21 protein-coding genes are annotated in these 25,012 nt (G+C 62.6%); 12 read left to right on the top strand and 9 right to left on the bottom strand.

All coding sequences use genetic code 11. The annotated features are described in order from the left end of the window. Positions 1-1,132 precede the first annotated feature (1,132 nt). The 3 genes from ACSQ12_RS09790 (at position 1,133) to ACSQ12_RS09780 (ending at position 3,605) form a co-directional block, all read left to right on the top strand. On the top strand, positions 1,133-2,002 hold the full coding sequence (locus tag ACSQ12_RS09790) for a PucR family transcriptional regulator (protein WP_436065244.1): 870 nt from the start codon (positions 1,133-1,135) through the stop codon (positions 2,000-2,002). A gap of 292 nt (positions 2,003-2,294) precedes the next feature. Next, positions 2,295-3,404, top strand: coding sequence for a hypothetical protein (locus ACSQ12_RS09785; RefSeq protein ID WP_436065243.1), 1,110 nt, complete (start codon positions 2,295-2,297; stop codon positions 3,402-3,404). Positions 3,405-3,464: 60 nt separating this feature from the next. Then, positions 3,465-3,605, top strand: a complete 141-nt coding sequence (locus tag ACSQ12_RS09780) for a hypothetical protein (protein ID WP_436065242.1) — start codon at positions 3,465-3,467, stop codon at positions 3,603-3,605. A gap of 682 nt (positions 3,606-4,287) precedes the next feature. Here the strand turns inward: ACSQ12_RS09780 and ACSQ12_RS09775 are convergent. The 9 genes from ACSQ12_RS09775 to ACSQ12_RS09735 form a co-directional block, all read right to left on the bottom strand. Next, positions 4,288-5,379 carry a nitrilase-related carbon-nitrogen hydrolase gene (locus ACSQ12_RS09775; protein WP_436065241.1) on the bottom strand — a complete coding sequence of 364 codons (1,092 nt, stop codon included), beginning with the start codon at positions 5,377-5,379 and terminating at the stop codon, positions 4,288-4,290. Between the two features lie 181 nt (positions 5,380-5,560). Then, on the bottom strand, positions 5,561-6,553 hold the full coding sequence (locus ACSQ12_RS09770) for a LacI family DNA-binding transcriptional regulator (RefSeq protein ID WP_209745394.1): 993 nt from the start codon (positions 6,551-6,553) through the stop codon (positions 5,561-5,563). Between the two features lie 149 nt (positions 6,554-6,702). Further along, on the bottom strand, positions 6,703-7,416 hold the full coding sequence (locus tag ACSQ12_RS09765; RefSeq protein ID WP_011691772.1) for a gluconate 2-dehydrogenase subunit 3 family protein: 714 nt from the start codon (positions 7,414-7,416) through the stop codon (positions 6,703-6,705). Positions 7,417-7,454: 38 nt separating this feature from the next. Further along, positions 7,455-9,107: a GMC family oxidoreductase gene (locus ACSQ12_RS09760; RefSeq protein ID WP_436065240.1), complete on the bottom strand. Its 1,653-nt coding sequence runs from the start codon at positions 9,105-9,107 to the stop codon at positions 7,455-7,457. A 44-nt stretch (positions 9,108-9,151) separates the two neighbouring features. Beyond that, positions 9,152-10,102 (bottom strand): aldo/keto reductase, encoded by a 951-nt coding sequence (locus tag ACSQ12_RS09755; protein ID WP_436065239.1) that lies wholly within the window; start codon positions 10,100-10,102, stop codon positions 9,152-9,154. A 44-nt stretch (positions 10,103-10,146) separates the two neighbouring features. Further along, positions 10,147-11,211: an ABC transporter permease gene (locus ACSQ12_RS09750; protein WP_436065238.1), complete on the bottom strand. Its 1,065-nt coding sequence runs from the start codon at positions 11,209-11,211 to the stop codon at positions 10,147-10,149. Between the two features lie 37 nt (positions 11,212-11,248). Next, entirely contained in the window at positions 11,249-12,832 is a 1,584-nt protein-coding gene (locus tag ACSQ12_RS09745) for a sugar ABC transporter ATP-binding protein (RefSeq protein WP_436065237.1), read from the bottom strand. Positions 12,833-12,892: 60 nt separating this feature from the next. After that, positions 12,893-13,987, bottom strand: a complete 1,095-nt coding sequence (locus ACSQ12_RS09740; RefSeq protein ID WP_209745408.1) for a sugar ABC transporter substrate-binding protein — start codon at positions 13,985-13,987, stop codon at positions 12,893-12,895. 738 nt (positions 13,988-14,725) lie between these two features. Beyond that, positions 14,726-15,832 carry a LacI family DNA-binding transcriptional regulator gene (locus ACSQ12_RS09735; protein WP_436065236.1) on the bottom strand — a complete coding sequence of 369 codons (1,107 nt, stop codon included), beginning with the start codon at positions 15,830-15,832 and terminating at the stop codon, positions 14,726-14,728. 209 nt (positions 15,833-16,041) lie between these two features. Here ACSQ12_RS09735 and ACSQ12_RS09730 point away from each other — a divergent pair, with 209 nt between their 5' ends. From ACSQ12_RS09730 to ACSQ12_RS09690, 9 genes are all read left to right on the top strand, one after another. Then, positions 16,042-16,527 carry a hypothetical protein gene (locus tag ACSQ12_RS09730; RefSeq protein WP_209745415.1) on the top strand — a complete coding sequence of 162 codons (486 nt, stop codon included), beginning with the start codon at positions 16,042-16,044 and terminating at the stop codon, positions 16,525-16,527. 50 nt (positions 16,528-16,577) lie between these two features. Further along, positions 16,578-17,738 carry a substrate-binding domain-containing protein gene (locus ACSQ12_RS09725; RefSeq protein ID WP_209745418.1) on the top strand — a complete coding sequence of 387 codons (1,161 nt, stop codon included), beginning with the start codon at positions 16,578-16,580 and terminating at the stop codon, positions 17,736-17,738. Positions 17,739-17,792: 54 nt separating this feature from the next. Then, positions 17,793-19,301 (top strand): sugar ABC transporter ATP-binding protein, encoded by a 1,509-nt coding sequence (locus ACSQ12_RS09720; RefSeq protein ID WP_436065235.1) that lies wholly within the window; start codon positions 17,793-17,795, stop codon positions 19,299-19,301. A gap of 3 nt (positions 19,302-19,304) precedes the next feature. After that, complete coding sequence (locus tag ACSQ12_RS09715) at positions 19,305-20,291, top strand: ABC transporter permease (protein WP_011691762.1); 987 nt, start codon at positions 19,305-19,307, stop codon at positions 20,289-20,291. A 5-nt stretch (positions 20,292-20,296) separates the two neighbouring features. After that, entirely contained in the window at positions 20,297-21,451 is a 1,155-nt protein-coding gene (locus ACSQ12_RS09710; protein WP_436065234.1) for a Gfo/Idh/MocA family protein, read from the top strand. Continuing rightward, positions 21,448-22,263, top strand: coding sequence for a sugar phosphate isomerase/epimerase family protein (locus ACSQ12_RS09705; RefSeq protein WP_011691760.1), 816 nt, complete (start codon positions 21,448-21,450; stop codon positions 22,261-22,263). The genes ACSQ12_RS09710 and ACSQ12_RS09705 overlap by 4 nt, the downstream gene beginning before the upstream one ends. 75 nt (positions 22,264-22,338) lie before the next feature. Continuing rightward, a complete protein-coding gene (locus ACSQ12_RS09700) occupies positions 22,339-23,511 on the top strand; it encodes a Gfo/Idh/MocA family protein (protein ID WP_209745424.1) in 1,173 nt (390 codons plus the stop codon). A 66-nt stretch (positions 23,512-23,577) separates the two neighbouring features. Further along, positions 23,578-23,901, top strand: coding sequence for a putative quinol monooxygenase (locus ACSQ12_RS09695; protein ID WP_209745427.1), 324 nt, complete (start codon positions 23,578-23,580; stop codon positions 23,899-23,901). A gap of 26 nt (positions 23,902-23,927) precedes the next feature. After that, a complete protein-coding gene (locus ACSQ12_RS09690) occupies positions 23,928-24,929 on the top strand; it encodes a sugar phosphate isomerase/epimerase family protein (protein WP_436065233.1) in 1,002 nt (333 codons plus the stop codon). The last annotated feature ends 83 nt before the right edge of the window (positions 24,930-25,012 follow it).

The raw sequence follows: 25,012 nt of genomic DNA, 5'->3' as shown, positions 1-25,012 counted from the left end.
ACGTCGCCTCGGCCACTAGGTTGTGCCTCTTCGAGATGGACGATCGAAACGCAGATCCGGCTGGAGGCCATACGAGCGTAGCTTGGCGGTATTGGAGCGCCGATCCCGGCCTTGCCGCATCGGCCGCAGAATTGGCCGAGCCCGCAAGAGACGACCGTGGGTCTCCCGGCCAAGTAAGGCGTTCGACGGCCTGCGTCGAGGGTTCATGTTCAGGACGGCATACCGAGGGACCCTAAAATGGCCGATTCTAATCTCCGTGATGGGGACAAGCGGCTCAAGCCCGGACCCCGATCACAGAGGGCAACGGAGTATGGTCGGCCAGGCTCGTATTCCCTGTAAGAGCCCCTTTGCTGTGGACGAGACGAGGATCATTATGTTCGATCGAAGTATGGCAGAGGAAATCCTCAACACGACCGCGCAGTCGGTCTCGGAGATGTCGTTCTGCGAGGTCACCGACCGTTACGTCGCGGTGAATGGCCAGTTGGATCCCGTCCCCGAACGCGCGGCGTTGCCTCAGGACCTGGACGTCCGGCGTCTCAATGGCAGGGACTCCGTTCTCCCGTGCGCCAGGCCAGGCTGGCGATATGCACTGTTCACCGTTGGCGATGCTGGCGAGCTGAGCGGGTGTCTGGTGCTGTCCGCCGCCAGCTCTCCAGATCTCCCGCAACTGATACAGCTGCGGACAGTTGCGGGGACAACGGGAAGGACTCATGCCAGGGGATCCCCCGGGGAACTCCCGAATGACTCAACCGGTCAACTGCTCCGCAGTGACGACATGAACCAGCGTCTCCTGTCCCTCTCGGCGACGGTACTTGAGCTTGAAGAACACGCCAGGATCCGGGATGCCTTGGACCAGGGCGCGACTCCCGACCTCGGAGACAGTGACTCAAGGGAGAGACTCCTGGCGGAGGTCCTTTCACAGCTGACGGGGCGGCCCATCTGTATAGAGGACGAATTCGGGCATATTAGGGCGGCGGCCGGGACCGGGTCCAGACGTCCCTATCCAAGGCTTGGCGCGGCGGCCAGGTCGCGCACTGCGCAGCTCTGGCTTGCCTCCGGCTCACCGGTCCGCGAACCGCGAAGGCTCGTTGCCCTTGCCCTGTCACGCGGGGAGGTGTTGGGGGCTATTTGCATGCTGGAAACAGACAGGCCGGTCACAGCCGGCAACGTCTTCGCTTTGAAGTACGCAACGCGGCTCTTGGAGGTCGAGTTGTCGCACCGCCGCAGCCTGGCCCGGCTGGAAATGAGGCTGGGGCGCGACCTCGTGAACGAACTCGTGTCCGGAATGGATGGTGCGATGGCGGGCGTTCGAACGGAGGCACTGGGATATGACATCAGTGGTCCGCAGCACGTCATCGTGGCGGAGTGGCAGCCGCCAAGAACCGACGATACTGTCGTGGTCGCACTGCGCAGGACGTTGCTGGAACTCCGTTCATCCGCGCTCGTTTCACGGCGCGCGGACATGGCTGTTGCCGTGGTCCGCGGAGATCCGTTGGGTGCCGAGGTCTTTTCCGTTGTCGCCCGGACCCTACGAAGTGCCACGGGGGCTGTGGGCATCGGCGGTCCAAGCCTGGATGTCGGCCAGATTCCGCGCTCCTTCTCGGAAGCCCTGCACGCGCTGCACATTCGGTCCAGTTCAATTGACCGCTACGGTGTCACCCGCTTTGATCAACTGGGGATCTACCGCATCTTGGACACAGCCGGAGGCGAACCGGATCTGGCGGGCTATGTCGACGAGTGGCTGGGTGACCTTCAACGCGCCGACGATACCCGGGGGTCTGACCTGGTGCAAACCCTGGCCCAGTACCTGGACCACGGCGGCAACTATGACAGTACGGCCGAGAGCCTGACCATCCATCGAAGCACCCTGCGTTACCGCCTGAAGTCCATCCGGCAGATCAGCGGCTTCGACCTTGCCGATCCCGAGACCCGACTCAACCTGCACGTCGCAACGCGTGCATGGCGACTTCGTCCGCACGGCGCCCCATTTCACGTCCCATAGCCGACATCAACAGGCCGAACAGCCGCGGTGAAGGCGGTGCCGGCTGACCTGCCGGATTCGAATATGGGCAGTTTTGGACGGGCAGGGCCATGCCGCTTCCATGGCGGCAGAGGAACTCCTAGGTGAGGGCGCTGCCGTCAGCCTCTGACCGAGTGATCAGGAGAAGCCCGCAGGGCCACGAACCGCGGCGGCCGGAGCAGACCCACCGGAGTGAGGCATCGGAAACCTGTGTCCACGGCGACGGTGACCTCAAAGTCGCTGGTCATAGACACTAAATCGTAGGAGGCCAAGCGTGGCGGAAAGTTCGGGCGACGTGAACCCTACCAGTGCACGTACGCTGGGCGTGCTCGCCGAACCGGAGGTCACCGCGGAGTTTGCCGAGCGGAACGGGCGCGAAGTGGGCCTTCTTCTCAACCTTGCCGATGAGCGCCACGACTGGTCTGTGGTGATCGAATACCAGGATTTTACGGCAGGCAACGGGTTGGCGCCGATGCTGGAGTCCATGGAGAAGCACCGGATCCACCGTGCATGGGATGTCATGGTGTGCCTGACCGATCTTCCGATTCGTTTGGAGGGCCGGACGGTGGTCGCGGAAGTTGCGCTTGGGGAGCCGATCTCCCTGGTGTCCTTGCCCGCGCTCGGCGCCGTCAACATCGACCGCCGGGTCCGCACTGCCGTTGCCGACCTCGGCTGGGCGATGCACCGCCACTTCGATCCCGAGGATGACGCCGGGGAATTCGGTCCGCCCTCCCTGCACCAATCGCGGCATATCGAGACCGCTGTTCTTGACGACGGGCCGATTGGGTTCCGCTATGTCTCAGCGACCCGCCTCGGCCGCGGGCGGTTGCTAGCGGGCATGCTGCGTGCGAACCGTCCTTGGCGGCTGGTCTTCGGATTGAGAAGCGCTATGGCTGCCGCCATCGCCACGGGCGCCTTCGCGCTCGTCACGGACACGATCTGGCAACTCGCAGACCTGCTGGGGGCACCGAGGCTAACGTTGCTGATGGTCCTTTCGATTGGTTCGATGGTGTGCTGGATCATCACCCAACACGATCTGTGGGAAAGCCCCCGGCGCGACGATTCCCTCGAACGATACAAGGCCTCCCTATATAACATCTCTACTGTGTGGTCGTTGATGATCGGCGTGGTGATCAGCTACGTCCTGCTGTTCGTGGCTGTGCTGCTGGCCGCGGCGTTCACTATCGACGATGTCCTATTGGCGCTGACCCTGCAACATCCCGTGACTGTTGGGGACTTTGTGGAAGTCGCCTGGATGACGACATCGGCGGCGCTCATCGGCGGCGCGTTGGGATCGGGATTCGAGTCAAAGGACGACATTCTTCGGGCGGCCTATGGCCAACGGGAACGTCATCGTCGCCAGTCGATGGACGCAGGCGATTAATCCGGCGTTCCCGGAGGCCGGTGCGGGACAAAATCATCGCCCGGAAACCCGGACGCAGCTATGATCCTCGGTGACCTCCTGGGAACTAGGCTCGTAAACGACCTCGCCGAAGCCACGGACGAAAAGATGCCGGCCAAATCCGTCGCTGAATTCGGCGGCATGGACCTGCTGTGCATCGAAGGCGCGGGTTCATGCAACTAGTCCGCCGCGGCGCCGAACCCCTGTTCTCGGTTTTGACATAGCGCGAAGAGAAAGATTCGTCCCGAAGAGTTATTACCTCCCCCGGCGGTCTAGCCGTCATGGCTGCCTGGTCCGCGCCCCCATCCCGCAGCTTGGATGGGTCGATGCGCCAGACCTCTCCCGCGGGCCCCGATCTGCCGCCCTTCCGAAGGCATTGGTCACAATCACTTGCCAAGTCCATGCCATTGACCAATGCATTTCCACAACCACCGGACCGGCCTAAAACAGGGCCCGGGCGGTCCCGTTGGGACCGGTTGTTCTACTACCCGGCGTCTGGGCAGGGCACCCGCCGTTCACGTCCGGTTCCAGTGCCCAGGCGGCCCGATGTAACACATTCGAGAGTCGGCCACGAAGGCGACTGACTCGTCTACGTTTGCTTTTGGCGCCACCAGGTTCGATCACAGGGGCCCCTGGCAACGCACTGATGGCTTCAGTGTTAATGGCGCCGAGAAGCGGGTAAGCCAGCTGGGAATAATCCATTGTTCTCTTCTTGTCTAGCTGGGCGGTCGCGGCCGGCTACGACCGCACCCGACCGATTACTAAGTATGCTTATCAGATCGTATGGCAGCTCAGCTCAGAGATTCCTGAGGCAATGAAGTTGGCCGGGGTGCGCGAAACGAGCACCCCGGCCAACTCCCCCAACTTATGCCCTGTAGCCCGAGGGCGGTGTGAGCACGCCGCGCTCGATGAGTTTCTCGATATTGGCGGCCCGGGTTGAGTCTTCCCGGGCGAGCCATCCCTCGCTCGGGGGTGCGTCGAGGTACTGGTTCTTCGGGTAAATCGGGTTGTCGTAGATGACCCGGTACTGCTCGGTGCGCAGGTCCTTGAACTGGTTGTACAGGCCGTTGGCGACCCGGGCCCGGCGGAGCGCTTCGATGTCGATTGTGGTGCAGACGAACGAGTCGCCCGAGGTCCAGCCCTGCTGCTTGGTGAGGATCTGCCCGCGTGGACCGACGATCATGGACTGGCCGCCGAACAGGTCCTGCATGCTCCCGTCGTCGCGGACTTCGGGCCCCAGGTTCGGAGCGACGACGTACGCCGAGTTGAACATGGCGTGTGCCCGGTTCTGCAGTTCCCACATGCCGTTTTGGACGGCCGGCTCGATCAGGGTGCCCCGAATAATGATCTCGGCGCCGTTCATCGCGAGCCCACGCGGCACCTCGGGGTAGACACCCTCGTGGCAGATGGCGTACCCGATGTTGCCGATCTCGGTCTTAGCCACAGGGAAGATGGCGTCCATTGCGTTGCCGTTTCCCTTCTTTTCAATCCACTCGTCCCACACGTCGTGCGGGTTCATGTTGCCGAGCATGCCGCCTTCGTAGGCATCACTGGTGGCCTTGTAGCGCTTGTAGATGATCTCGCCCTGCGGATCGATGATGAAGGCGACATTGAAGTGGCGGTCCGGGAAGTCCTCGTCCTTGACCATGTACAGCTCGGCAGCAATGTAGGTATTGAGTTCCACGGCCTTCTTCGCCAGCTCGTCCGTCTCCGGACCAGGGATCGTCACGGCAAAGTGGCGCTCCTTCTCACGGTTCCCCGGCGTGTTGGCCATCATGCCCTGGATCGCCATCTCGGGCAGGACTACCAGCTTGACCGGAGAGCCTTCCCAGGCCCCGACCATGACTGCGGTGTCGATGAATTCGTTGATTCGCTTGACGTTCGCGACGCCGTCACCAGGATTTTTTACATTGATTGTCCGCGGCGAAACCGCGACGACGACAAATGGATCGACCATTGTTTTCTCTCTTTTCTCTTCTTTGAGTACCTGAGTTAGCGCTAACTCACGATATTCCGATTAGGTGGGAAATTGCAAGACCTTTGGGTTCATAGCTTTTCAAGAAGCGGCTAGGGCCCTCTTCAGTTCCCAGCCAAGGAGTTCAGCCCCGAGTAGGACTGTAGGTAGTCAGCGGAGTGGTTTAGCGCTGACTTGGGGGTGGCGCTGTGGTGTCGCGGAGTACCAAACGCGGTTCCAAAAGAGGGATATCTCCCTCAGCCTCGTCTTTTATCATGGCCAAAATGCGACCCACAGCAATGTGGCCGATGGCTTCGAAATCAAGCCTTACGGTCGTTAGTGCCGGACGAAAGAAGGGCGCTTCTTTGACGTCGTCAAATCCCACGACGCTGACATCTCCCGGGACGTCGCGCCCGGCCTCGTCCAGTGCCTTGATCACTCCCAGCGCGAAGGGATCATTGGCGGCGAAGACTGCTGTGACGTCCTCCCTTGCGGCGAGCTCACGGCCGACGCGATATCCCTCGGCGGCTGACCAGTCGGTCGTTGCGATCGGCGTCGGAACGAAACGTCCAGACGCCCCCAGTTCCGCTGCCCATCCCTGGACCCGGGCGGATGTTGCCATCCATCCGGGCGGGCCTTGGACGTGCCACACTGTTTCGTGCCCGAGGTCCAGCAAGTGGCGCACCACCATCCGGGCACCACGTACTTCGTCAACGGAAACGCTTGTCGGGCTCGGGTGCGATCCTTGCTGGAACGTCACCACGGGGACACCGATGTCGAGGTCCTCGAGCACAGTGATCGCATCCAGCAGGGGCGCGAGCACGATCACGCCGTCAACCGTGTCCGAATTGATGGATTCGAAGGCAGCCCGGATATCACGGCGTTCGAGACTGGCCAGAGTGACTAAACGCGTCGCGTAGCCATGTTTCCGGGCTTCCTCGGAGATACCGTACAGGGCTACCGTAGGTCCCAGGACAGACAGTTCGAAGCTGACAACACCGATCGTCATGGTCCGGTTGCTGGCGAGAGCCGCGGCCGCGGGATTTCGACGGTACCGCAGTTGGGCGATTGCGTGTTCGACGCGTTCACGGATGTCCGGATCGACATTGGTCGCTCCCCTGACAACCCGCGACACCGTCTGCTGGGACACCCCGGCGAGCCGGGCAACGTCGGACATCCGGGGAGCCTTTGACCTGGAGGCCAGCCGCTCCCCGCGCCCATTGGAGTTTCGGGCGTTTGAGGGAGCGGGGGTCGTGGACACATCTACATTATCCCCGGATACCCCCGGGCAGCCACGGAACGTGGCTCCGGTCGGCGCGCCAACTGTCACGGGCGCCGGTACCGCAGGACCTCAGGATGCTGGTCGTATGGCCACTCGGCCCCCTCCACCATGTACTTGCGGGTGGTGTAGGTGCCGTCCATGGTTGAGGCCAGCGACGGAGGTCCATCGAAGCCGATGACACCCCAACCGACGCGGTTCTCGTTCCCTCCGTACACCGGGTCGCCGTAAAACCCCTGACGGGTGTTAAGCACCAGAAGCGGGAAGAACTCCAGAAAGTCCTCGTTGACCGGTTGGTTTCCTGCCGGCGCGCCCCCAAGGCCAACCTCGGAGTGCTCCAGTGAAAAAGCGTTGGGCTTGGCCAAGCCCGACAGCGTCTCGAGCACCGCGTCCTGGTCCGCTTCCGTCAGTTCGATGAACTCGGCGTCTGCACGCTCTTTCGCCAGCCGGTCCAACTCCACAACGCCCTCGCGGTAAAACTCCCGGCGCTGCTTGATTCGCTCCTGCCATGCGGCCTCCTCGAGGCCCTCCATCCGGAGGAACCCGTTGCCGTCCGCTGCCGGAAAGATGAACTGCGTTCCGGCGAGCATCCGGTCAATGAAGCGGACCACCCTGGCCTCGCGCGCACCCGGGTGGTGGTCGGCGGGGATAATCCGGGCCGACGCCGCTTCGATCGTGTTCCACTCGTGCTCGGTAAAGAAGACCGGCCCGTCCACGTCCCGTGTTGAGATGGGTACCGTAGCCCATTCCGCCTGTCCCATATGGCATCTGTCCTTTCGTGTCCTGTATGAAGTGCGAATCAGTTGTCGGACCAGCCGTGGCGGTCCACCTGGAGGATATGGTCAGAGCACCTCCAGGCGTTGGCCATGATCGTCAGGGCCGGGTTGATGCCGGTCGCCGTCGGGAAGAAGCTCGCGTCGAAAACGTAGAGGTTTGGTACTTCATGCGAGCGGCACCAGCGGTCCACGACGGACGTCGCCGGATCATTGCCCATCCGGGCGGTGCCCAGTTCATGCGAGGTGTTGCCCGTGATCCGTTCCATATTGACCGGAATGACCTTCTTCGCCCCGGCAGTCTCGAGGATTTCCCCGTTCTTGGCAACCTGCCAGCGTTCCTGGGCAAAGTCGTTGGAGTGGGGCGTGTGGGTAATACGGGCCACCGGAAGACCCCATGCGTCTTTGACGTTCGGGTCAAGGTCGACACGGTTGTCCTCCACCGGCAGGTCGTGCAGGAGGACACCGATTTTCATGCTGTGGTTGAAAAAATCGCGGTCGGCGTCCTTGGCCGCCTGGCCCCACGTAGGCCGGCCGGGGAAGCTCCAGTTCACCGGGTGGCCGATCATTGACGGGAAAATCAGTGATCCCAGGATGTGGCCCCGGCTCTCGTCCGTCTCGTAGAAGTCGAACGAACACAGGCTCATGTAGTGGCCCGCCCACCCGTAAAGCGGGTCGCTGACCTCGCGGTCGAACAAGCCGACCGAGAATGAGTACTGATGGAAGGTGGCGTTCTTACCCACCATGCCGCTGCCGTTGCCGAGTCCGTCCGGGAAGAGCCCTGACTTCGACATGAGCAGCAGGCGTGGGGTTTCGATGCCGCCGCCACAGACGATCACGGCTTTCGCGTGCTGGACGAACTCGTCGCCGTCCTCGTCCTGGTAACGGACACCGGTGGCGCGGCCGTCCTTGCCTACGAGTATCTCGCTCACGTAGGAATCGGAGCGGAGGTCGTAGCGCCCGGTCGCAACCGCGTCCGGAATGAAGCTGATCAGCGTGGATGACTTGCCTGTTCCCGGGTCCGGGTACTGCTGCCAGAAGCCGTTCTCACTGAATGGCTGACGTCCCCGATAGGGTTCGGTGACCATGCCCTGCGGCATGGGGAATGTGCCGTGCCCCAGCTTGGACATCGCGGTGGCGAAGGTCCGCCCAATCTGGCTCAGCGGTGACGGCTTGGTGGGGTAGCCGCGGCTGCGCCACGCTTCCCACTTGTTCGCCCCGGCAAGACCCGACGTGCCGAACTCCCACTCAACGCGTGTGTAGTACGGCTCCAGTTCGTCATAGGAGATGGGCCAGTCGACCAGGCTTGCGCCCGGAACATCGCCGTGCAGGCTGCGCAGCTTGAAATCGCTCTCGGCCATGCGCGGGACCATGCCACCCCAGTGGGTGGTGCCTCCGCCGACGACCTGCGGCGTGGCGGAAAAGTTGGTGATTTCCGCCTCTACCTTGTCGTTTGGGCGGTAGGTCCGCGGCTTGGTCTTCGGATCCTGCCAGATGAAATTCCGGTTGAGGAACTTGAGTTCGTCTCCCGAGGCGTGCTCGGGCTTCAGCCACGGCCCACGCTCGAGGCCGACCACCTTCAGGCCGGCCTCCGACAGCACCTTTGCCGCGGTTGCCCCGCCCGCGCCGGCACCGACGATGACGACGTCAACCGGCTCAGGCTGCTTCTTCCTGGTCATTGCATTGTTTCCTTTCGTAAATTTCCTGCTTCGCACCCCGGCGGTCAGACCGTCACGGCCTCAATGCCGTTTCGGCCCTCACGTGCAAGAGGCAGGAGCTGGTCCCAGAGTTCCTCAGGGATGTCATGGTTGAGCAGGCGGAGGGTTTCCTCGACCCGGCCCGGCTGGGACATTCCGACGATGGTGGACGCCACGCGCTCATCACGTACCGAGAATTGCAGGGCAGCTGCTGCGAGCGGGACGCCATGCTGCCCGCACAGTTCTTCCATATGCAGGACCCTGTCGATCGTCGCCTGGTCCACCGGTGCGTAGCAGTACCGCGGGACGGCCCTCGGTCCCTTGACGAGCATCCCGCCGCCGAACGGGGCGGCGTTGACGAAGGCGACTCCGCGGCGGGCCGCATCCTCCAGGAGCGGCTCGGCGGTCTGTTCAACGAGGGTGTAGCGGTTGTGGCTGATGACGGCGTCGAATGCGTCCGTCGCAAGGTACTGCAGCTCCAGATCGATAGGGCCCCCGGCGACGCCCAGGTGCTGGATGACACCCTGGTCCCGGAGATCGATGAGGGCTTCCAGCGGACCTCCCTTGGCCACCCCCTCTTCGAAGGAAATCTTCTCGGGATCGTGCAGGTAGACGAGCTGGAGTTTGTCGAGCCCGAGGCGCACGAGGCTCTCCTCAACTGACCGGCGGACGCGGTCCCCGGAGAAGTCGGTGCTGCCGGGAAGCGGATCGACCTTCGTGGCGACGACGTATCCCTCGGGGATGCCGCCGCGCTCGGCAATGGCCCGGCCAATCCGCTCTTCACTTGCACCCCCGCCGTACTCATTCGACGTATCAATGAAGGTAAAGGGCCCGTCGAAGACACGCTGAATAGTAGCGACGGCGGTGTCCTCATCGACCTCGTAACCGTATTGGGCGGGAAAGCTGCCGAGCGCACTGGTGCCGACACAGATATCGGAGACGGTCAGGCTGGTGCGGCCAAAGGGGCGAATGGACATGGTTCCTGCTTTCTGGAGCTGAATGGGAAGACGGGGGTAGGCGGTCAGACGGCGCGGGTGCGCGGGAAATGTTTCGAGAAGAATCCGGAGATCCTCTGGACGCCGCCTGCGCTGGAGAGGAAGACGGCGAGGATGATGACTGCGCCCTTGATTACCAGCTGCGGCTCGGAGGAGATCCCGACGAGGTTCATGATGTTGATGATGGTGGTCAGGATGAACACCCCGATCACCGCGTTCAGGGGATCACCCTTTCCGCCCATGAGGGAGGCGCCGCCCACGACGACGGCCGCGATGGCGTCGAGCTCGTAACCTACACCGATGAGCGAGCTTCCCTGCCGCAGCTGGGAGGCGGCGATGAGGCCTGCCAGGCCGGCGAGCACCCCGGAGATGGTGTAGGTGATGATCAGGTTCCGTGCGACCGGCAGGCCCGAAAGCCGCGAGGCTTCAGGGTTGCCGCCGATAGCGTAGAGCGAGCGGCCAAACGTAGTGTATTTGGCCACGAGCGCTGCGGCCACGGCCACGATAATGAAGATCAGGACGGGGTTGCGGATCCCGAGGAAGCTGCCGCGGGAGAAGGTCTCAATGATCCACTGGTCGCGGATCTCGATCAGGCTTGTCGACTGGATGATGTAGCTGAAGCCCTTGACGGCGCTCATCATGGCGAGAGTGGCGATGAACGGGGGGATGTTCAACCAAACGACGAGGATGCCGTTGATCAGTCCGGCAGCAGCGCAGCAGGCAAGCACGAACACAACGGATGCGCCGGCGGGCATCCCGGCCTGCAAGGTCAGTGCGGTGATTACCGTGGACATGGCGAGGATCGAGCCTACGGAGAGGTCAATTCCGCCCGTCAGGATGACAAAATATTGGCCGATCGCCAGCACGACGACGATCGAGGCGGCCGTGATCACGTTCTCGGCATTGCGGAACGTCAAGAAGTCGTCGGAGACGTAATAGCCCACCGCGATGATCGCGAGAAGCACGAGGATAAGGTAGCTCTTTGGCAGGGCGCGGAGGGCGCTGCCCCGCAGTCGGGAGCTGATACTGGCTGAGGGCGATGGGGAGGGCGCGCCGCTCGTTGGCGGCAGGGGCGACAAGGTCCGGGACATGGTTGTACTCCTGAATAGAAACTGATTGAGGGGGCCGTCAGGCGAAACGCTCGAGAATGGCGTTGCCGGAGGGGTCGATGTCGTCGTGATCGAGTTCGGCGACGACTCTGCCGCGCGCCATGACGAGGACGCGATCGCACATCATCGCTTCCGTAATCTCCGAGCTCGCCACCACGACGGTTCCTCCCGCCTGGGCGAACTCGCGGATGAGCTCGTACATGTCCTCCTTCGCCCCGACGTCGACGCCGCGGGTTGGTTCGTCGCACACGAGGATGCGCGACTGGCGGACAAGCCAGCGGGCCAGGATGGCCTTCTGCTGGGTTCCCCCGCTCAGCGTTTTGAGCGGTTGGTGCACCCCGGATACCTTCATGCCGAGCCGGGCCACCATCTCCCCGGCCACACTGCGCTCCCGCCGGGACTGGATCACGCTCAGCCTGCTGAATTGCGGCAGGCTGGCGAGCGTGATGTTGCCTGCAACACCCATGTCAGGGATGAAGCCCGCTGCCTTACGGTCCTGCGGCAGCAGTCCGATCCCCCGGCGGATCGCGTCGCGGGGGGCACGGAAGTCCACCGCTTTCCCATCGACGCGAATCTCGCCGGAGGTCCGCCTCCTCGCACCGGCGATGAGGCCGGCCAGTTCTGACTGGCCGCTGCCGATGAGCCCGGAGATGCCGAGCACTTCGCCTTCACGCAGCTCGAACGACACCCTGTCCACATGCCCCTGCTCGGAGAGGTCGCGGGCAGAGAGAATGACATTCTCCCGGGGACCGGCCCCCAGGCTGGGCGAGCGTTCCCCGCGGAGGGCCGCATCGGCAATGGAGCCTTCAAGGCTCTTTCCGACCATTGCCGTGACGACGTCGGCGGGCTTGGAACTTGCCGTTTTCAGGTCGGCGGCGTTCACGCCATCGCGCAGCACGGTGACGGCGTCACAGAGCGAAAACAGCTCATCCATGCGGTGCGAAATGTATAGCAGCGTCACGCCTTGTTCCGAAAGGGAGCGGAGGACGGTGAACAGCCGCTCGACATCGGGCAAGGGCAACGTGGAGGTGGGTTCATCCAGGAGCAGGACCCGGGCATCCTTGTGCAGGGCCTTGGCCAACTCCACGGCCTGTTGTTCCGCTGTGGAGTAACTTCCCACGGGGCGGCGGACATCGAGATGGAAACCTACGCGGTCCAGCGCGGTCCGGGCTTCGGCCTGCATACGCTGCCAGTCGACGGAGGCCCCCGCCCGTCGAGGCAGCTGGCCAAGGAAGATATTCTCCGCCACCGAAAGGGACGGCACGAGCGAGAGTTCCTGGTAAATGGTGTGGATCCCGGCGCGCTGGGCGTCCATCGGATCACGGAAGCGCTGAAACTCGCCGCCAAGGCGTATGCTTCCGCTGTCCGGGGACTCCGCTCCGGAGAGAATCTTGACGAGTGTCGACTTGCCTGCGCCGTTCTGCCCGGCAAGTGCATGAATGGATCCACGGGCGACGCTGAAGCTGACTCCCTTCAGCGCCTGGACGCCAGGATAGGACTTGGTGACGCCATCGAGCCGCAGCTCCGAAGCGCCGTCGTGGGTGTCTCGTGCCGTCTCCGCCGCTGCGGTGGAAGGCGAGACCGGGTTATGGGCGAGCATCATGCTCCTTATATAGGGCTCTGGATGGATCGGCCGGCCGCGGGGCGGCGCCGGTCAGGGAGCTCAGTTTTTTGCGCGGACGTAGGTGTCCGAGGGGACGTAGTACTCTGGCGCCTCGACGGGCGTGATCACCGTCGTGTCGATGTAGTTCGTCTTGTCCGGGCACTGGGACTGGTCGCCATTGAAGGCGGCAAGTGCCATCCGTACGGCGGCAACTCCCTGGTCCCACGGCTGGTTGGACGCGTCGGCCTGCAACGGACCCTTGGGGTCGTCCACCATTTCCTTAATGGCTCCCATGCCGCCGTCGTAGCTGGCCATGATGATCCCGTCGCCCCAGAGCCCGGCCTGCTGAAGCCCCTGGACAATGCCGCCGTGCATGACGTCGCTCATGCTGTAAATGACCTTGAGGTCCGGGTTGGCGGTGGCAACGTCCCGGATCGGGGCGAGCGCCTTGTCCGGCTTCCACTCCCCGTACTTCGTTTCGAGCTTCACCGTGGTGACGCCCGGGTGCTTTTCCATCACGCGGTTCCAGCCAGCCATAAAGCCGTTAAACCGCAGGTCGCTCAGCACGTCACCCGGGAAGCCTCCGATACCGACAAGCTTGATCTGGCCGTTGTCGCCGTACTTCTCGAGCGCCTTCTGGGCAGCGACTTCCCCGGCGAGTGAACCGGTATGTTCCTGGTCCTCCGCAACGTAGCAGAACATGTCTGGGACCAGCGACTTATCCAGACTTGAGTTGACGGTGACTACAGGTATGCCTGCATCCTTAAGCGCTTGAACTGAGGGGCCGACGCCGATCGGGTCGTTCGGGTTCATGACGACGACGTCCACGCCCTTGGTGATGAGGGTCTGCACGTCAGCGTTCTGCCGCACGGTGTCACCATTAGCATCAAGCAACTCGAGTCGCGCCCCGACCTTGCTTGCCTCGGCCTGACCGCCCTCGACAAGGGTCTTCCACCAGTCGCTGCCGCTGATGCCTCGCTGGCTCCAGCCGATGACCAGTCCCTTGCCTGTTGCCTTCGCCTCCTCATCGGCGGCGGCGGCCGCTCCACTCTTGCAGCCAGCGAGTCCGAGCGTTGCGACAGTCAGGATTGAAGCGCAAAGGGCCGCCGCGGCCAGCCTACTGCTCCGACGGGTTCCAGTTTTGGTTCTTTGCATGAACAACACTTCCTTGTGTTCGTGAGTGCCCCAGTTTGGGGCTTCGTGAGCTAAGTTACACCGTGAGTTAGCGCACTATCAAGAGCTTTCAAGAAATATGTTGAGGACTTCGAATCTCGCTGGCTAGGGATCAAGATAAGCGCAAGCAAAGGGATTTTACCCATTGTCTGGTATTCAATTTAGCCGTAGCATTGTTGAGTTACCGCTAATTCAAGCCTTCTAGGGGAGCTGCCGGAAGGAGGGGTTGCGCCCGGATACGGGAGGCGAGGCTCGCTCCGGCAGCAACCCGAGCGACATGGGGAACGTGGCCGCCTCAGGCGGTGTGGGCGTATCTTCGCAGATCCCGGCAAGCAGTTCGGCATCGATCTCCAAGGGGTCCTCTAGGATGACTTCAATGCGTCACCGGTTGGCCGACACGCGCGCGGCGCGGTGAACCGGTGCCGATTCGAGTCTCCCAGTCCGAACGATGCTGACCAGAATCCTGCCACGCGAGGACGGATACGCATAGACGCACATCCGTGGACCACGTCGAACGACGGCGCGTTCTCCTGCAGCTCACGCCCTTCAAGTGCAGATATCTTGTCCAGAAGCGAGCTGTATACGCTGGACGAAATCGGGTCACCATCCACGCGTTCTCTTGCCGGGCGAGCCATCCAGCAACCACAAGGCCGCAGGACGCAGCCCATACTCCGACAACGCCAACGGTCGTCAGGGACGACCCCGGACGCATGCTGCCGCTCACGCTTTGTTTGGGGGCTTTTCAGGTGTCTTCTGGTGACGTGCTGCGGGGGTGGCGCGAGCGGAGCTGTTGCGTACTACGAGTGTCGGCGTGATCGGCGTGCGGTCGACGTCCCGGCCCTCCATGGCACCGAGAAGCACCTCCGTGCTCATGAGTGCCAGCGCGGTGAAGTCCTGGCGCACAGTGGTCAGGGGCGGCAGAAAATAGTCCGACCCTTCGATGTCGTCGAATCCGACGACACTGACATCGTCCGGGACACGGACGCCATTTTCGGCGAAAGCGCGAATAAGCCCGAGGGCGGTATGGTCACTGGCTGCGAAGATCGCCTGAGGGATCCTTCCCTCCCGGACGAGCTGGAGGCCGGTCTGGTAAGCCCATTTGGGGCTCCAGTCGCCCTCGATGCACAGCCCTGGTGCAAGTCCGGCATCACGAAGCGCGGCCTCCCAGCCGCGCTTGCGTACGCGTCCGTCGAACCAGTCCATGGAGCCGGCGAAGTGGGCGATGTCGGTGTGGCCCAGGTCTATGAGGTGCTGGGTGGCCAGCCTCGCTCCGAGCTCCTGGTTTTCTGAGTATGTGAAGACGTTTGGAGTTGATGATGCTCCGGCCGCAATCATCTCCACTGGTACACGGCATGAGGCGTTCCAGACAGCTGCTGCCATGTCGACGAGAGGTGCGATGACTATGATCCCCCCGACGCCGGTATCGTCCAGGGTGTCGAGGGCGGCTTGCACAGACTCTTCATAGGGTTTTTCGACACTGATGACGGTTGTGGCGTAGCCCTTCTTACGCGCAATGTTCTCAAGGGCCATGAGCGTCCCGACAGGGCCGAATCGTGGCGAGCCGTCCGAGAGTATGCCGATGGAAGTTGACCGGCTGGTGACCAGCGCGGTCGCGGCCCGATTCCGCCGGTACCCGATGTCTTTAACGATCTGCAGAACTCGTTCGCGAGTTGAAGCACTGACGTCCGGCGCGTTGTTGAGGACTCGCGAAACAGTCCCGAATGAGACGCCAGCGATTTGTGCCACATCGTTGATAGTCGGCTTCCGCCGCAAGGAAGTGTCCGGAAGTCGCTCATTCGCCTCGCGGGAGATCGCTGTTCCTCTCACGTGCTCTCCTGTCCTGCACTGGCCGGGCCGAGTCCGCGGTCGTTGCGTGCGTCTTAATCTTACGTCGCCGCGGGCTTCCCGAAACTCAAACCGGCCCGGAGCGTGATGGTTGACACACACGTCCGTAAACGTTTACGATTTGGAGCGTAAACGTTTACGGTATCGGCGTAAACGTTGACGGAGTCAGACTTCAACGAAGAGGGAACGGTATGAGCAACACCATCGTCGATGCACTTTTACTCGATCCCAGCGTTGGGCTACGAAATATTGACCCGGCCCAGTGGGCCAATTTGGAAGTGCTCCTGACGGACGCAGCACGTGATGATCTCGCAGCCGCTGTCCGCACCTTCGTCTCCGCAGGCTCCTCGGGCGTCGTCGGCATCTTCGATGACAACCTCCTTTGGGCGAGCCTGGTGGTCTCCGTCGACCAATCAGGCGCGCCGACGTCACTGTCAACCATTGACGGCTCGGTCACCGAGACAGCCGGCGCTGAAATGACCAAAGCGGCAGGCGAAGCGGTCCGGTGGGTTCAAGCCCATCACGGACCGTGTTCCCTGGGCCTCTTCGTCGACAAAGTGCGGGCAGAGGCGGTCCTGACGTCGTCAGACAAGGCCGCTGCTATCCGCACGGCCGCCGCCGCCGGCGGGCTCGTCCTCTCGCCGGTTCCCCCGGCCCTCGCCATAGCCCTGGCCTGACCCAACACCACCATCCCACCTATCCATACACTCACAAGCACTGGAGAACAATGATGATCCGCAGGCTTCCCATTGTGGCCTTGGCCGCAGCCCTGTCCCTTTCCGTCGCTTCCTGCAGCAGTTCGACAACGGGCACCTCAAACGCTCCCGATGCAGGAGTGTCCGAGAAGGCCCAGCAGGCCCTTGACAAGATCAAGGGACAGGTCCTGAGCAAGGGCCCCAACGGCGAGACGCCCTCCCCGTCATCCGTTGCGGATCTGACGCCCGACGAGATCGAGAAGGTCAAGGCACTCAACGCCAAGGCCGCAATCGTGATGCACTACGGCGGCAACGACTGGGCAACCGCCCAAACCAACGGGCTTAAGAGCGAATTCGAAAAGCTCGGTATCAAGGTAATCGCCACAACCGATGCGAACTTCAAGCCGGACAAGCAGGTTTCGGACATCGAGACTGTCATGACGCAGAACCCGGACGTCATCGTCTCCATCCCCACGGACCCCGTGGCAACGGCCTCCGCCTACAAGAAAGTCGCGGCCGCCGGAACCAAGCTCGTCTTCATGGACAACATTCCCCAGGGGCTGACTGCCGGCAAGGACTACGTCTCTGTCGTCTCCGCCGACAATTACGGCAACGGCGTCGTTTCCGCCCACCAAATGGCCAAGGCCATCGGTGGCAAGGGAAAGATCGGACTCGTCTTCCACCAAGCCGACTTCTTCGTGACCAAGCAGCGCTATCAGGGATTCAAGGAAACGATCACCAAGGAGTACCCCGACATCAAGATCGTCGAGGAAAAGGGCATCGCCGGGCCGGACTTCGCAGGAGACGCCCAGGCCGCTGCGAACGCCATGCTGAGCAAATACGCCGACCTGTCGGGCATCTGGGCGGTCTGGGACGTCCCCGCAGAAGGTGTCATGGCCGCAGCCCGTGCTGCAGGCCGACAGGATTTGAAGATCGCCACTGAGGACCTTGGCAAGAACGTCGCCATCGCCTTGGCCAAAGACCAACTCATCGTCGGCCTCGGGGCCCAGGTTCCGTTCGACCAAGGCGTTACGGAGGCCCGGCTGGCCGCAGGAGCGCTCATCGGGAAAAAAGCGCCGGCATATGTGGCGCTGAGTGCACTCCCCGTTGACCATTCCAACGTCCTCGAAGCCTGGAAGCAGGTTTACCACGAGGACGCTCCCAAGGACATTCAAGAGTCCTACAAAAAGTAGCCAGACCCGACGGCGGGGGCACCCACCCTCCCCCACTGTCCCGAAAGGGCAACAATGAACACCGCAGACAATGTCGTCGAGATGCGCTCGATTTCCAAGGGCTTCAACGGGGTTTCAGTCCTGAAGGATGTCAGCTTCGACGTCCGGAAGGGCGAGGTCCACGCCCTCGCAGGAGGCAACGGGGCCGGGAAGTCCACCCTTATGAAGATCCTCCAAGGCGTCTATCAGGCAGACGCTGGCGAGATCCTCATTGGAGGCAAACCGGTCGCCATCAACTCGATCCAGGACGCGAAGTCCGCCGGCATCGGGATGGTTTTCCAGGAATTCAGCCTCGTACCGAGCCTGACTGTCGCTCAGAACATCTTCCTTGCTGGTGAACCGCTCGGGGCGGCCGGCCTCATCGACGACCGCGCCTCGGAGCGGCGGGCCAAGGAGATCTTCGCCGAGATGGAGGTAAACGTCGACCCCCGAGCCGAAGTCTCCCGGCTCGGCACGGCCTACTGGCAGCTGACCGAGATCGCCAAGGCACTCTCGCAAAACGCCCAGGTGCTCATCATGGACGAACCCACCGCCAGCCTTGCCCGGCACGAGTCCGAAGCGCTCTTCGAACTGATCGACCGTCTCAAGCAGCGCGGCATCTCAATCATCTACATCTCCCACCGCATGGACGAGGTATACCGTCTGGCCGACCGGATCACCATCCTGCGCGACGGTCGTCGACTCCTCACCGAGCCGCTGACCGGCGTGACACCCGAACAGATCGTGGAAGGCATCGTCGGCAAGAAGATCGAGGGCCAACTTGCCTACCGCGAGCGGGACCAGGTGGCTCATGACAGCGCCCCGCTGCTGGAGGTCCGGGGGCTGAACGCCGGGCCGCGGGTAAGGGACATCTCCTTCTCGCTTCGACCCGGTGAGATTCTGGGCCTGGCCGGTCTTATGGGTAGCGGTCGCACAGAACTGGCCCGCGCACTCTTCGGCATCGACCGGCGGGACAGCGGTGAGATCTTCATCCGGGGGGAGCGAATCAATCTAACCTCGCCGCAGCAGGCCATCACTGCGGGTGTCGCCCTCATCCCGGAGGACCGCAGGGCCCAAGGTCTCGTCTTGGAGCACTCAGTCCAAGACAACCTGCTGCTGCCGCTGCTTGGCCAGATCCAGCGAGGACCCTTTCTTGACGGTGCCAGGGGCAAGGAGTTGTCCTCTTCGCTGATCAAGAGGTTCGCAGTAAAAGTCGCTCACCCCCACCGACCGGTGCGGCTGCTCTCGGGCGGCAACCAGCAGAAAGTGGTCATCGCCAAGTGGCTGGGCACTGATCCGGACATCCTGATTCTGGACGAGCCAACGGCCGGCGTTGACATCGGCACCAAAAGCGAAATTTTGGACATGATCCGCGAGTTGGCAAGCGCCGGCAAAGCCGTCATCGTCATCTCTTCCGAGTACCCCGAACTACTCGCGGTCAGCGACCGCGTCCTCGTCCTTAAGGACGGCTCCATTATCCGCGACATCCCCCGCAGCGAGATCGCTGACGAGGAATATCTCCAACTTGCAGTCCAGGGAGTCTGAACAGTGAGCAAGGCAAACACCATCGCGCCCCGGGACACCGCGGCACCACGCAATTTCGGCACCATCCTGAAAGAACTCGACTGGCGACGTTACGTCATCTACATCGGCTTTGTCGTCGTCTTCCTCTTCTTCGCCATTCTGCTCCGCGATCAGGGCTTCCTGTCGCCGAACAACCTGCTGAACATTTTCCGGCAAACTGCCACAATCACCGTCATCGCCGTAGGTATGACATACGTCATCTCTTGTGCAGAAATCGACCTAAGCGTCGGATCGGTGGCCGGGTTGTCCAGCGTCTGCACGGCCATGGCGTTGTCCCAGTGGGGCCTGATCCCCGGAATCCTCGCCGGCCTTGCCGTCGGCCTCGTGGTCGGGTCAATAAATGGCGCACTGGTCAGTCTCCTTGGCATCCCCTCCTTCCTGGTGACGCTCGGCATGCTGGGTATCGCCGTCGGAGTCGCCCAGTGGATCACGGCCTCAGCCCCCCAGCCGATCCTGAATGACACCTTCAACATGCTGTTCGGATCCGGTGACTTCGGCCCCGTACCGGGCCTGGTTGTCTGGAGCGCTATCTTCGTTGCCATCGGCGCCGTCGTATTGAACCGCACCAAGTTCGGCCGACAGGTCCTAGCTACCGGCGGTAACCGCAACGCCGCGGAATTCACGGGCATCAACACCAAACGAATCAAATTCCAGGTGCTCCTCATCTCCGGCATGGTCGCGAGCGTTGCCGGCATGCTGTACGCCGGCCGCCTCCAGTCCGGCCGCTTCCAGTGGGGATCGGGCGATGAGCTCTCCGCCATCGCCGCCGTCATCCTCGGCGGGACAAGCCTGTTCGGCGGATTTGGCTCCATCATGGGAACGCTCTTCGGCGCCCTCCTGATTGGCTTGATCAACAACGGACTGATCCTGGCCGGCCTCGACAGCAGCCAGCAGCAGGTGGTCCGCGGCGCCATCATCATCCTGGCCGTCGCCCTCGCCCGGAAGAAGTAGCACCCGTGACCTTAAAACTACGAGCCGGAATTATCGGTACAGGATTCATGGGCTCCGTCCACGCGCATGCAGTGCGCGCAGCGGGGGGCGAAGTCAGTGCAGTCGCCGGGCGCAGTCCGGCTGCCGCTGAGGCAGCCGCAGCCGGACTCGGCGCCCGAACCGCGGCAGAGTCCCCCGAGGCGCTGATCGCAAGAGACGACGTGGATGTCGTACACATCTGCACCCCCAACACCACTCACGCCGACCTCGCACGCAAGGCCATCGCAGCCGGGAAAGCCGTGGTTTGTGAGAAGCCCCTCGCGACCAGTGTTGAGGACGCCCTCGAACTGACCGACCTCGCGGACAGGGCAGGCGTCGTCACGGCTGTGCCCTTCGTCTACCGGTTCTATCCGGCCGTTCGCGAAGCACGCGATCGTATCCACCGCGGTGACGCCGGCCAGCTTTGGCTGCTCCACGGCTCGTACCTTCAGGATTGGCTGGCCGGCGCAGACGCCACAAACTGGCGGGTCGATTCGACGCTCGGAGGAGCCTCCAGGGCATTCGGTGACATCGGCGTGCACTGGTGCGACCTGATGGAATTCACCACAGGGCACAGAATCACCAGACTAGTGGCCAAGACCAGCCGGGCTTACGACCAACGCGAAACCGGAGGACAGTTGTCCTCCGTGGCTACCGAGGACGGGGCCGCGCTCCTATTCGAGACCGACCACGGAGCCACAGGCTCCCTGGTAGTCAGCCAGGTGAGCCCGGGCCGAAAAAACCGCCTGTGGTTCTCGTTCGACGGGACCGAAGCTTCGTTCAGCTTCAACCAGGAGCGGCCGGACACACTTCACATCGGCCGCACGGACTCCAGTGCCCAAATCGCCGTCGGACCGCAAACCCTCACCACCTCTGGCGGACGCCGCTACAACAGGCTTCCCCCGGGTCATCCGCAGGGATACCAGGACAGCTTCAATGCCTTTGTCGCGGACGCATACGCGGCCGTCCAGGGTCAAGAACCCGAAGGGCTGCCCACCTTTCGGGACGGACTCCGGGCAGCCCGCCTCACTGAGGCACTGGTTACCTCCGCCGCCCGGCAGGTGTGGGTCAACGTCCCCGGACCTACATCCCCCTCTAATATTTCCAACCTTCCTTCGGAAGTTGAAAGGCAAAAGCAATGAAACTTGGTTACTGTTCCATCACTTGGGGCGGCGTTGTCGGCCATCCCGGAGGCGTGACAAGCGTCAAAGACCTCTTCTACCTAACCCACGGATCCATGAAGGACGCCATCCACGACATCGCATCTGTCGGATACGAAGGCGTCGAGATGTTCGACGGCAACCTTGCGGAATACGCAGACAAGCCCGAGGTGCTAAAAGAGCTCCTGAACAGCTCCGGGGTCTCCCTGACTAGCGTGTATACCGGCGCCAATTTCATCTATGCCGACATCCTTCCCGATGAACTGCACAGAATCCACCGCTCTGCCGAACTAGCAGCGAACTTCGGAGCTGACCGACTGGTAGTCGGAGGTGGAGCACGGCGCGCAGCAGGTACCACAGACGAGGACTACCACCGCCTCGGCCGGGCGCTGGACAGCGTGACGGACATCGCGGAAAGTTTCGGGCTGTCAGCAAGCTACCACCCGCACCTGACCACGATCGTCGAAAGCCCGGACGAGCTGGACAAGCTGATGCCGCTGACCCGAATCGGCTTCTGCCCGGACACCGCCCATCTCGCGGCCGGCGGAGCGGACCCGGCCGCGGTCATCCGGAAGTACCCCGACAGAATCCGACATGTCCACCTCAAGGACTTCCGGCAAGACCCGTTTACTTTCCTCCCCCTGGGCCAGGGCGAACTCGACTTCCCGGACATCCTCGCCGCAATCCGAGAGAGCGGATACGACAGCTGGCTCATGGTCGAACTCGACAACTACGACGGGGACCCCCGGGAAGCTGCCGAACTGAGTATGAAGTACCTCGAGAAGCTCCTCTAACCATCCACCACTTTGACCGCAAGGGAAAGCCACAATCGGCACCTCCCGCTTTCTTCCGGAAGGAACAAGATCCAGATGCAAAACCTCAACGTCGGCCTCATCGGAGGCGGCTTCATGGGCAAGGCCCACTCCCTCGCTTACGCCGCCATGCCCATGTTCTTTTGGCCAGCACCGGCGCTCCCGGTCCGCAAAGTCATCGCTGAAGCCAACACGGAACTGGCTGCTGAAGCGGCCCGCCGCTTCGGTTTCGAGAACTCCACTTCGGACTGGCGCAGCATCATCGACGATCCGGACATCGACGTCGTAGACATCGCCACGCCCAACCACCTCCACGCCGAAATCGCCATAGCCGCCGCCGAAGCAGGCAAGCACATCATCTGCGAAAAGCCGCTTGCACGCACAGGCGAAGAAGCCAAGGCTATGTACGATGCGGTCAAAGACGCCAATATCGTCCACATGGTCGCATTCAACTACCGGCGGACCCCCGCAGTCGCGCTGGCGAAGAAATACATTGAGGAAGGATCCATAGGCCGCATCCTCAGCTTCCGCGGAACCTACCTGCAGGACTGGAGCGCCGACCCCAACTCCCCCTTGTCCTGGCGTTTCCAGAAGTCGGTCGCCGGTTCCGGCGCCCTTGGCGACATCGCAACACACGTCATTGACATGGCCAGGTATCTTGTCGGAGAGTTCAGCGCCGTCAATGCCGTCCTGTCGACGTGGATCCCGGAGCGCCCCCTCCAAACGGGCGGTGCCGATGCACTTGGCACCGTTCGCGGCGGTGAAGGCCCGCGTGGCCAGGTTGACGTCGACGACGAAGTCATGACGATGATCCGCTTCGCAAATGGAGCCGTGGGATCCGTCGAGGCGACACGTAACGCGCATGGGAGGAACAACTACATCACCTTCGAAATCCATGGAACGGAAGGCAGCATCGTCTTCAACTACGAACGACGCGACGAGCTGCAGGTGTGCTTCGCTTCGGACCAAGCCGACCGGCGGGGATTCCGGACCGTGTACACGGGGCCGGCTCACCCATACGGAGAAGGCCTCTGGCCCATTCCAGCTCTAGGCATCGGCTATGGGGAAACGAAGATCATCGAAGCGTACGACTTCTTCAAGGCCATCGCAGAAGGCGGATCAGTAAGCCCCAATTTCGCCGACGGCTACCAGACCGCGCTCATTGACGACGCCATCGTCGAATCCGCTCAAAAAGAGTCATGGGTCGCGGTTCCACTGATCACCGATTGATCTTCTTGGGAGGGACGGCCAAGAATCGTCCCTCCCAAACTCACCGACCGTCACTAAGGAAGACAGATGCTTAATTCCCTCCCGGCCCGCCAAGAGACGGCAGGCGTCTGGCTAATGCCGGTTTTCGTCGCCAAAGCGGGGCACGAAGTAGACCTTCGAAACGCCCTTCACTCTCTCCAGACGCTAAGCCGAAACGACCCAGGATGCCTGGAGTACACCGTATTCTCGGACGGGCAGCGGCCCGGCACCTTTATCCTCTTCGAAGGCTGGGCTCGTAACGAGGATCTCGAAGCTCACAACGAAGAAGTCCATGTAAAGGAATTCTTGACAGGAGCGGAACCGCTGTTAGCTGTTCCTTTCGCCGTGACTCCGCTAACGCCTCTCACCTAACATTCCAACTCACCTAAAGGACTGACATGCCCCGCCCGTACACCCTGTTCACCGGCCAGTGGGCCGACCTCCCCTTCGAGGAAGTCGCCCGCCTGGCCTCCGGCTGGGGCTACGACGGCCTCGAAATCGCCGTCTCCGGGGACCACCTCGACGCCTGGCGCTGGGACGAACCAGGCTACGTCGAGTCCAAGCTCGCCGTCCTGGAGAAGTACAACCTGAAGGTCTGGGCCATCTCCAACCACCTCAAGGGCCAGGCCGTTTGCGATGACCCCATCGACTTCCGCCACGAAGCGATCGTCGGGTCCAAGGTCTGGGGCGACGGCGACCCCGAAGGCGTCCGCACCCGCGCCGCCGAAGAAATGAAACACACCGCCCGGCTCGCCAAAGCCCTCGGTGTGGACACCGTCGTCGGATTCACCGGTTCCTCCATCTGGCAGTACGTCGCGATGTTCCCGCCCGTCCCCGAAAAGGTCATCGAGGCCGGCTACCAGGACTTCGCGGACAGGTGGAACCCCATCCTGGACGTCTTCGACGAATGCGGCGTCCGCTTCGCCCACGAAGTCCACCCCTCCGAGATCGCCTACGACTACTGGACCACCGTCCGCACCCTCGAAGCGATCGGCCACCGGCCCGCGTTCGGGCTGAACTGGGATCCGTCCCACTTCATGTGGCAGGGCATCGATCCCGTCTCCTTCATCTGGGACTTCAAGGACCGGATCTACCACGTGGACTGCAAGGACACCAAGCTCCGCCCCACCGGCCGGAACACCGTCGTGGGCTCCCACCTGCCCTGGGGCGACCCGCGCCGCGGCTGGGACTTCGTCTCCGCAGGCCGGGGCGATGTGCCCTGGGAATCGTCCTTCCGCGCCCTCACCGCGATCGGCTATGACGGCCCCATCTCCGTCGAATGGGAAGACGCCGGCATGGACCGCCTCCACGGCGCCCCCGAGGCCCTCGCCGCGCTCAAGAAATTCGACTTCCCGCCGTCGAACACCTCCTTCGACGCCGCCTTCAGCAGCAAGGACTGAAGTTATGACCGTTCCCCCTCGCGTTTCGGCGGGAGAGGTCTTCCAGCATTTTCGTGGCTCGTCACCGTTGACCCGTGCCCGGC

The organism is Arthrobacter sp. LjRoot14 (assembly GCF_964253905.1).
In the GTDB taxonomy this organism is placed as follows: Bacteria; Actinomycetota; Actinomycetes; order Actinomycetales; family Micrococcaceae; genus Arthrobacter.
Note: the sequence above shows the minus strand (reverse complement) of the source record. Positions and strands in the feature narration are given on the sequence as shown.